8 protein-coding genes are annotated in these 14,327 nt (G+C 41.0%); 4 read left to right on the top strand and 4 right to left on the bottom strand.

What is annotated here, in order from left to right; genetic code table 11:
- Window positions 1-145: 145 nt before the first annotated feature.
- Window positions 146-1,537, bottom strand: coding sequence for a dihydrolipoyl dehydrogenase (gene lpdA, locus AC57BQ_RS15155; RefSeq protein ID WP_496407088.1), 1,392 nt, complete (start codon window positions 1,535-1,537; stop codon window positions 146-148).
- A 364-nt stretch (window positions 1,538-1,901) separates the two neighbouring features.
- On the opposite strand from lpdA, the gene AC57BQ_RS15150 reads away from it, so the two are divergent.
- On the top strand, window positions 1,902-5,261 hold the full coding sequence (locus tag AC57BQ_RS15150) for a TonB-dependent receptor (RefSeq protein ID WP_496407087.1): 3,360 nt from the start codon (window positions 1,902-1,904) through the stop codon (window positions 5,259-5,261).
- Between the two features lie 106 nt (window positions 5,262-5,367).
- Here the strand turns inward: AC57BQ_RS15150 and AC57BQ_RS15145 are convergent, their stop codons facing one another.
- The 3 genes from AC57BQ_RS15145 to AC57BQ_RS15135 form a co-directional block, all read right to left on the bottom strand.
- Complete coding sequence (locus AC57BQ_RS15145; protein ID WP_496407086.1) at window positions 5,368-6,066, bottom strand: sterol desaturase family protein; 699 nt, start codon at window positions 6,064-6,066, stop codon at window positions 5,368-5,370.
- A 153-nt stretch (window positions 6,067-6,219) separates the two neighbouring features.
- Window positions 6,220-7,401 (bottom strand): AIR synthase related protein, encoded by a 1,182-nt coding sequence (locus tag AC57BQ_RS15140; RefSeq protein WP_496407085.1) that lies wholly within the window; start codon window positions 7,399-7,401, stop codon window positions 6,220-6,222.
- Between the two features lie 93 nt (window positions 7,402-7,494).
- Window positions 7,495-9,669, bottom strand: a complete 2,175-nt coding sequence (locus tag AC57BQ_RS15135; protein ID WP_496407084.1) for a glutamine synthetase III family protein — start codon at window positions 9,667-9,669, stop codon at window positions 7,495-7,497.
- An 811-nt stretch (window positions 9,670-10,480) separates the two neighbouring features.
- On the opposite strand from AC57BQ_RS15135, the gene AC57BQ_RS15130 reads away from it, so the two are divergent.
- The 3 genes from AC57BQ_RS15130 to AC57BQ_RS15120 all read left to right on the top strand — a co-directional run bounded on the left by AC57BQ_RS15130 (window position 10,481) and on the right by AC57BQ_RS15120 (window position 14,099).
- Window positions 10,481-12,103 (top strand): ammonium transporter, encoded by a 1,623-nt coding sequence (locus AC57BQ_RS15130; RefSeq protein ID WP_090466885.1) that lies wholly within the window; start codon window positions 10,481-10,483, stop codon window positions 12,101-12,103.
- Window positions 12,104-12,316: 213 nt separating this feature from the next.
- A complete protein-coding gene (locus tag AC57BQ_RS15125) occupies window positions 12,317-13,351 on the top strand; it encodes a porin (protein ID WP_496407083.1) in 1,035 nt (344 codons plus the stop codon).
- Between the two features lie 154 nt (window positions 13,352-13,505).
- Complete coding sequence (locus AC57BQ_RS15120; protein ID WP_496407082.1) at window positions 13,506-14,099, top strand: DUF4468 domain-containing protein; 594 nt, start codon at window positions 13,506-13,508, stop codon at window positions 14,097-14,099.
- Window positions 14,100-14,327: the final 228 nt, after the last annotated feature.

Raw genomic sequence — 14,327 nt, 5'->3', positions numbered from 1 at the left:
TGGTGGGTGATAGATCAGGTTTTGTGATCAGATAAAAAGAAAATCGCCACAAAATTAAATGCTATGCATTCATTTTGTGGCGATTAAGAATATAATAGATCTGATTTTAGCTATGAACCATTAACCATGATCTATGAACTAAAAATTACAAGTGTATACATTCACCGTAAGCTTCGGCAGCGGCTTCCATAACGGCTTCGCTCATGGTTGGGTGCGGGTGTACCGATTTGATGATTTCATGACCGGTAGCTTCCAGCTTGCGGGCGGTAACTACTTCGGCAATCATTTCGGTAACGTTATAGCCCAGCATGTGCGCGCCCAGGAACTCGCCATATTTGGCATCAAATATCAGTTTTACAAAACCATCTTTAGCTCCGGCAGCGCTGGCTTTACCCGATGCCGAGAATGGGAATTTACCAACTTTAATTTCGTAGCCGGCTTCTTTTGCTGCTTTTTCGGTATAACCTACGGAGGCTATCTCCGGTGAGCAATAAGTACAGCCCGGGATGTTGTTATAGTTTAAAGGTTCTGGGTTATGACCTGCTATTTTCTCTACGCAGATGATACCCTCGGCAGATGCAACGTGTGCCAGTGCCTGACCTTTAACGATATCGCCAATGGCGAATATACCTTCCACATTGGTGCGGTAAAAATCGTCAACCAATACCTTGCCCTTGTCGGTTTTTACACCGGTTTCTTCCAGGCCTATGCCTTCAATGTTGGTAGAGATACCTACAGCTGATAATACAACTTCGGCTTCCAGTACTTCAACACCGGCGGCAGTTTTTACATTTACTTTGCAAAGTTCACCGCTGCTGTCAACAGACTCCACATTGGCGCTGGTCATAATGGTAATACCTTGTTTTTTCAGAATGCGGTTCAATCCTTTTGAAACCTCTTCGTCCTCTAACGGAACAATGTTATCAAGATACTCCACCACAGTAACTTTAGTGCCGATAGAGTTGTAGAAATAGGCAAACTCGATACCGATAGCGCCAGAACCTACAACCACTATTGATTTTGGTTGTTTGGGTAATGACATAGCCTCGCGGTAGCCAATTACTTTTTTGCCATCCTGTTTCAGGTTTGGCAATTCGCGTGAGCGGCCGCCTGTGGCTAATATGATATTTTTAGCGGTGATCTGTTTGGTTGAGCCATCAGTGGCTTTTACTTCAACAACACCTTTTGATTTTAACTTTCCAAAACCAAGCACTACGTCGATCTTGTTTTTCTTCATTAAAAACTGAACGCCTTTGCTCATGCCATCGGCTACGCCGCGGCTGCGTTTAATAACCGATTCAAAATTAACCTCACCGTTACCGTTTACGTTGATACCATAATCGGCAGCGTGGTTGATGTATTCAAACACCTGGGCACTTTTTAATAGGGCTTTAGTAGGGATACAACCCCAGTTAAGACATATACCGCCCAATGATTCTTTTTCAATAATGGCAGTTTTTAAACCGAGTTGGGAAGCGCGGATTGCTGCTACATAACCACCCGGGCCTGATCCTATAACAATTAAATCGTAGTCCATATTTTTAATGATGATATAATTTAAATTTTCGCTTTGTACGGATTAAAGCTAAGCCGTGTTGTACACACAGGCGTTAATTTTAATGGCCCAAAGCTAAGTAAAAGGGCTGAAAAGCAAAAATGGAATAAGGCACCCCGCAGGCATCGCGTTATTATTTACAATCAAATGCCATTTATTGGGGTAAGTGCAAGAATTATTATAAATATTATATAATATCTACCAATTTACTGGTAATTAGTGTTATGGATGGATGAAAATGTTGAAAAATATATAATAATTGTTAACATAAACTTAACATTGACAATCAGGCTATTACTTATCTTTGCGGCTAATCAACTTAAAAGTATAATTAAAAAAGCAATTTATGAGGAAGCCTTTACTTCTTTTATTATTATTGGCCGGTTTTATGTTCCTTAACAGGAACGCCTTTGCACAGGGTGTTACAACAGCCAGTGTAAACGGTATCATTACCGATGCCAAGGGTGCAATTCCGGGTGCCACCGTAACCATCACCCACGTGCCAACCGGTACTGTATATGCTACAGTAAGCCGCGCGGATGGCCGTTACAACATTCCAAACTTAAGGGTAGGTGGTCCGTACACCTTTAAAGTAAGTTTTGTTGGATACAAAAACTTTGTTCAGGACGGTATCACCCTTTCAATCGGTCAGGATCAAAAGATCAATACCAAACTTGAAGATAATTTAACTTCTTTAAGTGAAGTAGTGGTTACAGGTTCACAAGGTAAAGTGATCAACTCATCACGTACCGGCGCGCGCGAAACTATCAGCCGCCAGCAAATTGAAAACCTGCCTACCATTGCCCGTTCATTGGCCGACTTTACCAAACTAACTCCTTCTGCAAACGGTTTATCCTTTGGTGGTCGTAGCAGCAACTTTAACAACATTACTGTTGATGGTGCGTTGTTTAACAACTCTTTTGGTTTATCAGGTACTTTGGGTGGTCAAACCAGCTCACAGCCTATATCATTAGACGCGATCGATCAGATTCAGGTTGATATTGCCCCTTATGACGTACGTCAGGGTAACTTTACCGGCGCTGGTGTTAATACCGTAGTAAAATCAGGTACTAACCAGGTAAAAGGTACTGCCTATTATTATGGCCGTGGTACCAGATTAACAGGTTACCATGCAGGTACAACCAATGTGCCGATCACTCCGTTTGATTACCATACCGATGGTATTGCCGTAGGTGGTCCGATCATCAAAAATAAATTGTTCTTATTTGTTTCAGGCGAGCAGGAAAGAATCAGCCAACCGCCAGCAACTGCTTTAGTAGCAAGTCGCCCAGGTTTAAGCGGTTCAAACGTATCAAACGTACAAGCCAGTACATTAGATGCTCTTAAAGCAAAACTGGCAAGCTATGGTTATGATCCGGGCGCTTATGAAAACTATGCTTACAGAACTTCAAGTAACAAATTAACAGCTAAGTTAGACTGGAACATTGACAAGAACAATACTTTAAGTGCCAAATACTTCTACTTAAAATCATTTAAAGATCAGCCGGCCAGTAACTCAGGTATCAGCAACAGCGATGGTACAACCAGTGTAGGTTACGGTACAACCCGTGCGCCAGGTCCTAATACCTTGCCTTTTTATGGATCGGGTTATACCATCAATAACAACTTTAATATTGGTATAGTTGAGTTAAATACCCGTATCAGCAATTCAATGTCAAACAAATTGACTGTGGGTTATTCTGCATTAAGAGATTTCCGTAACTTTTTGGGTAATGGTTCATTACCGATGGTTGATATTGGTAACGGCTCTAATATCTATAATGACGCTGGTGTTATTACAAGCACAACTCCAGCAACAGCTACAGCTACAAGCTTTGGTTCGGAGCTTTATACAGCAGGTAACTTGTTAAGCACCAACATCTGGCAGTTTGCCGATGACTTTACCATTTATTCAGGTAAGCATGAGTTCACTATCGGTACCAGCAACCAGATCCAGAGCTACACTAACGGTTTTGCTCCTGATTATAACGGTTTATATACTTATAACTCAGCCGATGACTTTATTAAGGGTTTGCCAGCACAGGCTTATACTTTGCGCTATTCGGCTCAAGGCGGCTCATTGCCATTAGCTAAGATCAAAGCATCTATTTACAGTGTATATGTACAGGATAAATACCATGTTACTGATAACTTCAGGTTAACTTATGGTTTAAGAGCTGATTATGATGCTTTCCCAACAACATTGGCTGCTAACTCTAATGCTGCTGCCCTTACTTTCCAGGGTGGTACACATGTTGACGTTTCTAAATTGCCAAAAAACAGGGTGCAACTTTCACCACGTGTAGGCTTTAACTGGGATGTGAATGGCGATGGTTCTACCCAGGTTCGTGGTGGTTCTGGTTTATTTACCGGTTCAGTACCATTCGTATGGATATCTAACCAGGCTTCAAACAATGGTTTGTTATTTGGTTCGTACACCGTTACTCAAAAAAATGCTCCAACCGATCCAAGGTTGTTATTCAATAAAAATATTGACGCAAATCGTCCTGCAAATGGTGGCGCAAACACATCATACGAGCTTGACGTTGCGGATCCTAACCTGAAATATCCAAAAATCTGGAGAACAAATCTTGCTGTTGATCAGAAATTACCTGGCGGTATCATCGGTACTATCGAAGGTGCTTACACCAAAGATATCCGTGCTATCTATCACCAGAACTTAGTATTATCTGATTCATACACTACTTTGGCTGGGCCAGAAGGTCAAATCCAGTATACTGCAAAAAATATTACTGCACCAACACCTACTAACCCTACCACGGCCACTAATCCATTTATCAATGGATTGTATTATATGAAGAATACCAGCAAAGGTTTCTCATACTTTATTACCGGTCAATTACAAAAAAGCTTTACCAACGGTTTTGCTGCCAGTATAGCTTATACTTACACCAAATCAAAAGATGTTAACGACGGCGGTTCAACTGCAAGCACTATCTGGAGCACCAGGTATGTAGCTGGTAACCCGAACACTGATAACCTGTCAAACAGTTCATATGTGCAGCCAAACCGTATCATTGCAACCGTATCATACCGTAAGCAATATGCTAAAAACTTGGCTACTACTGTAGGTTTGGTATTTGAAGCAGCTAACAACGGTGCTATATCATACATTACTGCTAATGATCCTAACGGTGATGGTGCTACTAACGATTTGATGTACATCCCTAAAAATCAAAGCGATCTTATCCTGGTTGCAGCACCTAAATCAGCAAACGGAACTGTTGATACACGTTCAGCAGCACAGATCTGGACGCAGTTAAATAACTTTATTAACCAGGATCCATACCTGAGCCAACACAGAGGTCAATATGCTCAAAGAAACGGAGCGATATTGCCTACTTACAAAAGAGTTGACTTGCACTTTGCACAAGACTTTTTTGTACAAGCTGGTAAAACTAAAAACACCATTGAAGTTACTTTTGACGTGATTAACTTTACTAACTTGTTGAACCGTAACTGGGGTAACCAACAAATATCATACAGTGGATTTAATAACGGGGCAACAACTGTGTTAAGGTATATGGGGCCTCAAAAAAATGCTGATGGTTCAGTTCAGGCAACTTATTCATTCCCTTATCTAGATGCTAACAACGCTATACCTGTTACCAACTCATACAAAACAGATATCAGCCAGTTCTCTCGTTTCCAGGCTCAGATCGGTGTTAGATACATATTTAACTAATCGTTTCTCCTGAAACAGGAATATAAAACAAAAAGCCCGGCCAATTTGGCCGGGCTTTTTGTTTTATCCTTTATCTGGAAATCCTTGCTCCTTGTTCCCGAAGTCTTTACTCTCCAAATCCTTTATAGGTTTTAAAAATCTTATCCCAAATATTGGTATAAAAGCCAAAGTTGTGATTGATATTTAAATGATGCTGGTGATGAAAGGATGATGTACCTAAATATTTAAAGGGCGCCATTTTGCGGATACCTGCCGGGATCGGTTCTATTCCTAAATGCCCCATGATGCCAAAAAATACATTAACCACCAGGTAAATAAAAACAGCGTAAAAACTAAAGCTGAATAATAGGATCATCATAAGCCATAATGAACCAAAGCCTACTGTTTCGAGCGGGTGTAATACAAACAGATCAATAGGGATAGGATCGGCATAATGGTGATGAAATTTGTGGATGGCTTTATAAAATATGGAACGGTGTATGGCGTAATGAAACAGGAACATGGCCAGGTCCATCAGCATAAAAAGCGCTAAAAAGTCGGAAACGATACGCCAGGATATGGCATAACTGAACAGAATATAGCCATGTTGCCAAAGCCAGAAACCGGTATACGTTATAGCTGTATTAATGAAATTGGTTAAAATGCAAATGAATATCTCGTTGCGTGATGCGGCTTTGATAGGCTTGTGATTTAATTTAAGCACCAACCAGCCAAATAATAAAGCCAGTATGGTAACCAGCAGGTTCTCGGCCAAAAATATCATCCAAAGGTTAAAGGTTGATTGTGCCGACAGGAACCTGAGCATAAGCGGGGGAATATGTATGTTGTATAGGAGTCAAGAACCAAGAGCCAAGAAAAATAACAGCAGTTGGTAGTCTTTAAAACACAACTATTGAAACATGGTTTTTATATGCAGATAATTTTCCTGTCTTGATTCTTGAATCTAATCTCTTGATTCTTATTCGTATTCAAACACCCCAAACTCTGATGTTACGGTTACTTTTTTGGCATCAGCTTTTTCAACGCGACCGATGATCTGGGCATCGACGCCAAAACTTTGCGATATGCTGATCAGTTCGGCGGCTATCTCCTGGGGTACATAAAGCTCCATACGGTGACCCATATTGAAAACCTTATACATTTCCTGCCAGCTGGTTTTTGATTCTTCCTGGATGAGCTTAAACAGCGGAGGAACCGGGAAAAGGTTATCCTTAATGATATGCAGGTTATCAATAAAATGCAGCACTTTGGTTTGCGCGCCGCCGCTGCAATGTACCATCCCGTGTACCTGGCCACGGTAAGCATCCAGTATTTTTTTGATGATAGGGGCGTAGGTACGGGTAGCGCTAAGCACCAGTTTGCCTGCCGTTACTGATTGATTGTTGCCTATATCAATTTTATCAGTCAGGTTTTTACTGCCACTGAAAATCAGCTCATAAGGAATGGCCGCGTCATAGCTTTCGGGATATTTATCGGCTATGGTTTTGTTAAATACATCATGACGGGCAGAGGTTAGTCCGTTAGAGCCCATGCCACCGTTATATTCTTTTTCGTAATTGGCCTGTCCGTAGCTGGCCAAGCCAACTATTACATCGCGCGGCTGGATGCGGTGATTGGATATCACATCCTCTCGTTTCATGCGACAGGTAACGGTAGAGTCGACAATGATGGTGCGTACCAGGTCGCCCACATCGGCAGTTTCACCACCAGTGGAGTAAATGCCGATGCCGGCATCACGTAGTTCACTTAATATTTCTTCGGTGCCATTAATAATGGCAGCGATCACTTCGCCCGGTATCAGGTTTTTGTTACGACCGATGGTTGATGAAAGCAGGATATTATCTGTAGCGCCTACACACAGCAGGTCGTCCAGGTTCATGATAATGGCATCTTGTGCAATACCGCGCCATACAGATATGTCGCCGGTTTCTTTCCAGTAAGTATAGGCTAGGGATGATTTGGTACCTGCACCATCGGCATGCATAATATTGCAGTACGCGTCGTCGCCGGTTAATATATCAGGTACAATTTTACAGAAGGCTTGTGGGAAAATACCTTTATTAATATTTTTTATTGCATTGTGTACATCATCCTTGGAGGCAGATACGCCACGTTGATCATAACGTTGTGAAGAAACCATGGGGCAAAACTACACAGAATTACACAAAATTACACAGTAAAAAAGGCGCCAATTTAATTAGCACCTTTTTTAAAACTGTGGATTTTTGATTATCTACTTAATAAATAACAGTTCCCTGAATTTTGGCAGCGGCCACAGGGTGTCATCAACCAGTTGTTCCAGTTTATCTACATGGTAGCGGATTGGTTGGAAGAATGTTTTAACCTTTTCGTCGTAATCAATGGCACGTTGACGTAAGTCTTCAATTACGTTGGCTTTTTTACGCTCGTTAACCATTTGTTCCACGTTGGTTTTAATAAAGTTTACGTGCTCGGATATTTTGTTAATAATATCCAGTTGTGCAGCGTAAGCGGTATCGGCCAAACCAAGATCTTTAAGACCTTTTACGTTTTCGATGAGTTTTGATTGATAGGCAATAGCCGCCGGGATAATCACATTCAGTACCAGTTCGCCAATAACGCGAGCCTCTATCTGTAATTTCTTATAAAAGGCGTCCAGCAAAATTTCATGACGGGCATGTGCTTCCCTTGGTGTGAATATGCCGGTTTCGGCAAAAAGGATATCCGTTTTTTCAGACAGCATGGCATCCAGCGCTTTCGGCGTGGTTTTGATGTTGGCCAGTCCTCTTTCTTCGGCTTCTTTTTCCCATGCTTCGCTATATCCATTACCTTCAAAGCGAATGTTTTTGGATTCCTTGATGTATTTTTTGATCACCATTAATAAGGCCAGGTCTTTTTTCTCGCCTTTTTTAATCAGCTTATCTACATCGTACTTGAATTTTTTAAGCTGATCAGCAACAATCAGGTTCAGTACGGTCATCGGGCTGGCAGAGTTTGCAGAAGAACCCACGGCACGCAGCTCAAACTTGTTACCGGTAAAGGCAAAAGGCGAGGTACGGTTGCGGTCGGTATTATCAGGCAATATCTGTGGTATCTTAGGGATGCCCTGCCATAGCAAGTTATCTTCTTTGATCTTTTTACTGATCCTCGAGGTTTCTATCTCATCCAGTACATCATTCAACTGGCTGCCCAGGAAAATAGAGATAATGGCAGGAGGGGCCTCGTTAGCGCCCAGGCGGTGATCATTATTCACCGAAGCTATGGATGCTCTTAACAGATCTGCATGTTCATAAACCGCTTTGATGGTATTTACAAAGAAGGTCAGGAACATGAGGTTGTTCTTAGGCGTTTTGCCCGGCGACAACAGGTTTTTGCCCGTATTGGTGATGAGCGACCAGTTATTGTGTTTTCCCGAACCATTGATGCCGGCATAAGGTTTCTCATGCAGCAATACTTTAAAGTTATGGCGGCGGGCAACGCGGTCCATGAGGTCCATCAATAATTGATTATGGTCGATGGCCAGGTTTATTTCTTCATAAATAGGGGCGCACTCAAATTGCGAAGGTGCAACCTCATTATGGCGTGTTTTTAAAGGTATACCTAATAATAAGGCTTCGGCTTCCATGTCCTGCATGTAAGCGTACACACGCTCCGGTATCGACCCGAAATAATGATCTTCTAATTGTTGGTTTTTGGCCGATATGTGACCAAACAAAGTACGACCGGTTAAATAAAGGTCTGGACGGGCATTAAACAAAGCGATATCAACCAGGAAATATTCCTGTTCGATACCTAAGGAAGCGTTTACTTTTTCAATGCCTTTATCAAAATAATGGCAAACATCTACAGCTGCTTTATCTAAAACACTCAACGCTTTTAATAAAGGTACTTTATAATCCAGTGCCTCGCCGGTGTAGGATACAAACACGGTTGGTATACATAAAGTACGGGCCATTAAAAATGCCGGTGACGATGGATCCCAGGCGGTATAGCCGCGGGCCTCAAAAGTATTGCGGATGCCACCACTCGGAAAGCTCGAAGCATCTGGCTCTTGTTGTGCCAATGCATCGCCCGAGAAACGTTCGATAGCGCCACCATCGGCAGTAGGTTCAAAAAAAGCGTCATGTTTTTCGGCAGTGGTGCCGGTAAGCGGCTGAAACCAGTGCGTATAATGCGTTGCTCCTTTACCCAATGCCCATGATTTCATGGCGGCAGCAATTTGCTCGGCCAGATCGCGTGGAATTGGTTCACCTTTTTCAATAGAATTAATGATCCCCTGGTACGCCTCTGTAGACAGATATTCCTTCATTTTCTTTTTATCGAAAACATTGGCGCCAAAGTAATCTGAGATTTTTGAAGAAGGTGGTTTCACTTCTGGGATGGTTCTGCTCAGAACGTCCTGCAGTGCTTTAAATCGGATGTTAGACATAAGATATGCGGTTTAAATAAAGGTCAACTTTCAAAAATAGAACTATCATTTAAAATATTCACAAAAATTAAAGGAAATATGATGTAAGTAAGCAATGAAACGGAGAAACCGCTTAAAAAATGGGTCATGCCGAATTTATTTCGGTATCCCACAGGATATTCAGGCCTGTAAGGCTTGCAATTTGCCATTGCGGACGTATCTGCAAGTAGAATGCCGAAATAAATTCAACATGACCTCCGCTTTTTAGCTTTTGCCCTCCTCGGACCCATAAAAAAGCATGATAAACTTAAAAAGTAATTACTCTGGTCCATTAAACTTAAATTCTTAATATTCCCCAAAAGTGTCGTTTTAATGCGCTGAGTTTGGCTAAAATTGAATTTTTATAGGTTTTTTAGCTTGTTTTTGCTCTTAATTTTTAAAAAATTGACTTTTTTTATGAAAAATGCTTTGATTTTTTCTGTTAAGAGAATTTATTTCGATTTGTAAATGATTTGAATTTCAAAATCATTAAAATTTGATACAATTTTTAGTTTTGATTTACAATTTTCGTAAATATTGCATTTTTTGACGTTATTTTTTTGTTAAAAATTTGTTATTGTTAAAATAACTACATAATTTCAGAAAATAATTTACATAAACATCATAATTATTGTATTTTTTATAAAAATGTCAATAATTAAAAGGCTAAAAGAAGGGATTTGTGGGTGAATGTGGTGGTTTTGTTAAATTTTAAACCTGCAATCAAGCTTAATTAAATAAACAATCAAACTAAATTAAACTTTTAAAAACAATCAAACTAAATTAAAGACAAATGAAAGTAAGTTCAACAAAACACAACCTCCTGAGTGCAGTCCGACAACTGTCACGTGAAAAATGGGCGCTGGGAGCCACCATTTTAACAGGAAAGATGATTGGTTTAGGGCTGGTATTGGTGGCCATGATCAGTTTGCCTGGTTTACTGGGTTCATCTGCTCACGCTGCCGACACTTACACCGCTCATGAAACAGCACTGATCAATACCGTTAATACGGTATGGACCCTGGTTGCTGCCTTTTTGGTTTTCGGTATGCAGGCAGGTTTTGTTATGCTTGAGGCTGGCTTTGCCCGTAAAAGAGAAACGGTTAACGTTTTAATGGAGTGTATTTTTGATACATGCCTTTGCGGATTATTGTTTTATGCAATAGGTTATGCCTTTATGTTTGGTAACGGTAATGGCTTTATTGGCTGGGGCGGCTTAGGCGCCGATGGCAAAACCATTACTAACTGGTTCTTTTTACAAAATACTCCGGCTACTTATGGTGCAACCGGTATCCCGCTTTTGGCTCACTGGATATTCCAGTATGCTTTTGCTGATACTTGCTCAACTATTGTATCTGGTGCAATGATCGGTCGTACAAGCTTCCGTGGCGATATTTTATACAGTATAGGTATTACAGGCTTTATTTATCCAATAATTGGTCACTGGGCCTGGGGGCCGGATGGCTTTCTGGCTACAATGGGATCTACAGGTGGTTTCCTGGCATCATTAGGTCAGCCTTTCCGTGATTTTGCCGGTTCAACCGTAGTGCATACTATTGGTGGTGTGGCTTCACTGGCTGGCGCTATGGTATTAGGCCCACGCTTAGGCAGGATATTTGCCCGAGACGATAAAGAAAAAGGCGGATTACCTGCCGGTCATAACTTATTAGTAGCTGCCGTAGGTGGTTTTATATTATGGTTTGGCTGGTACGGTTTTAACCCGGGATCAACTTTATCAGCAATGGATATGCAGGGTATTGGTCGTGTTGCTGCTAATACAACCCTTGCTGCCTGCGCCGGTGGTTTTGCAGCTATGCTTGCTGCACTTTGGTGGGGTCCAACAAAAGGTAAATTTGACCTGGCCTTTACTATCAACGGATTTTTAGGTGGTTTAGTTGCTATTACCTGCCCATGTTATTGGGTAAGCCCACTTGGTGCTATTTTACTGGGTGGTGTTGCCGGCTTTGTAATATTTGCAGGTGTTTATATTATTGAGTGGTTCCGTATCGACGATCCGGTTGGTGCAGTTTCTGTTCACGGTCTTTGCGGTATCTGGGGTACTTTATCATTAGGTTTATTTGCATCTGGCCAGTTTGGTGCTACAGGTCCAACTGGCGCGGATAATTCAGCCCCGGTTACCGGTTTATTTTACGGCGGTGGTTTTGGCGTATTGAAGGCCCAGGCTATAGGTAGCTTTACCATTACGGCGGCGGTGTTTATTGTAACCTTTGGAATGATGTACATCCTGAATAAATTGCCAAATCCATGGAGACTGCGTGTTGAAGAACATGGCGAGGCTGGTTTAGGTGGTCTTGACGTGTTTGATCACGGTATTGAGGTTTATCCGGCCCAGGAAGAAGAGATCAGCTTAAGTGGTCTTTTTGATAAAGGGGTTAAATCAACTTCTGAAGTTTAAGAATGAATAAATAACAATGCAGATCCCCGGTCGGGGATCTGTAATACCTTGTGTGGTTGGTGTGTGGCTTTAATGCAATGGCATCGCCAACTGCACAGGGATTTTTTATGCCGACAATAAAAGATCCCGAATTGTATTAATCTTTTGTATATCAGTACTTTAAATCAAAAAACAATTAACAAACCCAATTTTATTAACAATTAAATCGTTATCATGAAAAAAACAGCTTTACTATTATGTTTGTTTTCTATCGCGGCTTTTACAGTGAAAGCACAGGACACCACAAAAACTGCAGCGCCAGATCCGCCCTTGACTATTACCGGATCGGTTGATGCTTATTATAAGTATGATTTTTCTAAACATGCTAATATACCAACCAGCTTTGCATCAGATCAAAACTCGGTTTCGATAGGTATGATCGATCTGGGCCTGAAGAAAAAAGTAGGCAAAGCTTCGTTTGTGGGCGAATTGTCTTTTGGTCCGCGAAATGATCAGTCAATCCCGAATCCAAATTATCATATCCAAAACTTGTATGTATCATATGATGTTACCAGTCAGTTTAATTTAACAGCTGGTTATATGGCTACTTTTGTTGGTTATGAAGTGATCGCGCCAACAGGTAACTATAACTATTCAACTTCTTATTTATTTACCAATGGTCCGTTCCAGAACGCTGGTTTAAAAGCTACTTACGCTTTTTCTGATAAAGTAAGCTTAATGGCCGGTGTTTTTAATAACTACTGGAATACTTATAGTTCATTCAGACCTGTAAGCGAAGGTACAGCTTCTGGCGATGTATCAACCTTTGGCGCTCAATTGATGATTGCGCCGGTTAAAGGCTGGACTGCTTACCTAAACGTGTTAACCGGTACTTACTCCGGAACAGAGTTTGATTTGACAACTGCTTATCAAATAACCGATGCCTTTAAATTAGGCTTAAACGGCGCTACTTTCTCTGCTCCACATAATACCGGTGGCTTTAGTGGTGTTGCTTTATATCCTCAGTTGGCGGTATCAAAAATCGTTAGCTTTGGTTTAAGAGGTGAGTACTTTAAAGTTAAAAACGATGGTGGCGATGTAAAAGCGATTACTGTAACTTCAAATATCAAGGCTGGTCCGTTAACGCTGATCCCAGAGCTTAGATTTGACAACAAGAGCGATAAATTCTACGCGCCTTTTGTTAACAGCAGTGGTGTGTCAACCAATAAAGCTTCACAATTTGTGTTAGCCGCGGTTTACGCCTTCTAAAAAAAATAAATTTCAATTCTTTTATAAAAGCCGTTCCAATTACCCGGAACGGCTTTTATCTTTATAGCGGTTCTTTTGATTTCGGATTAACTTCGTTGAGAGCTTCGCTGTTTCGGAATTAGAACTTCTGATTTAAATTAAGTAAAATACTATAATGAAAAATATATTGACGGTGCTTGTTTGTGTGTTGTTGGTGAAAAGTGCTTCGGCGCAAAAGGATTCGCTGGCTTTTGATGAAAATGATAAGTATATCTATTATCAAACGGTTGCTCAGGAAGGCCTGAGTGCTGATACTTTGTATAGTCGGGGGCTTTACTTTTTTAAGTCGGCCTATCCTAAAAATAAGTTAAAGCTGTCAACTGCCGATAAGGCCCAGGGAGTGTTGGTAGGCAGCAGTGGTTTTCTGGTATCAAAAAAATCGTTTGTAACTACACACGAAGATGGTGAGATTACCTATACCCTGCGGGTTGAGGTAAAGGATAATAAATACCGTTACTGGTTCACCGATTTTGTATATGTGCCCTATCAGCGCAATCGCTATAATGTATATGAGGCTGTGCCGGGCGTAACTATCCCTATGGAGAAAGCCAAAGACAAACTGGATAAACGCGATGTTGCCGAGTTTTTAAACCGCATATTGCTGAACAGTCGTAAAGTAGGTGCTGTGCTGAAATCATACATACTTAAAATATCTGCTTTACCCAAAGAGCAGAAAAAGATCAATAAGATATCAACTAAGGAGTGGTAGTTTGCAGTTTGCAGTTTGCAGTTTGCAGTTTGCAGTTTGCAGTTTTGAAAAAATGACAAGCAATTTAATCAAATTCTGAAAATTCAGGTTCAGGTAAAAAAAACACAAATCAAGGTTCAGAAAAGAAATCACTAATTCACTAAATCAATAATTCAATAATTAAAAAAGCTGCATCTTTAAAAATGCAGCTTTAGTTTTTTCTTGTTGTTTGGTTTGATTATATCGTGC

It is taken from the genome of Mucilaginibacter sp. BGA-UO-ETr-C110 (assembly GCF_059567985.1).
This window is presented reverse-complemented; position numbering and strand designations above follow the sequence as displayed.

Bases quoted from the DNA above. Each gene is read 5' to 3' on its own strand.
- lpdA (WP_496407088.1), bottom strand. From the start codon at position 1,537: ATGGACTACGATTTAATTGTTATAGGATCAGGCCCGGGTGGTTATGTA.
- AC57BQ_RS15150 (WP_496407087.1), top strand. From the start codon at position 1,902: ATGAGGAAGCCTTTACTTCTTTTATTATTATTGGCCGGTTTTATGTTC.
- AC57BQ_RS15145 (WP_496407086.1), bottom strand. From the start codon at position 6,066: ATGCTCAGGTTCCTGTCGGCACAATCAACCTTTAACCTTTGGATGATA.
- AC57BQ_RS15140 (WP_496407085.1), bottom strand. From the start codon at position 7,401: ATGGTTTCTTCACAACGTTATGATCAACGTGGCGTATCTGCCTCCAAG.
- AC57BQ_RS15135 (WP_496407084.1), bottom strand. From the start codon at position 9,669: ATGTCTAACATCCGATTTAAAGCACTGCAGGACGTTCTGAGCAGAACC.
- AC57BQ_RS15130 (WP_090466885.1), top strand. From the start codon at position 10,481: ATGAAAGTAAGTTCAACAAAACACAACCTCCTGAGTGCAGTCCGACAA.
- AC57BQ_RS15125 (WP_496407083.1), top strand. From the start codon at position 12,317: ATGAAAAAAACAGCTTTACTATTATGTTTGTTTTCTATCGCGGCTTTT.
- AC57BQ_RS15120 (WP_496407082.1), top strand. From the start codon at position 13,506: ATGAAAAATATATTGACGGTGCTTGTTTGTGTGTTGTTGGTGAAAAGT.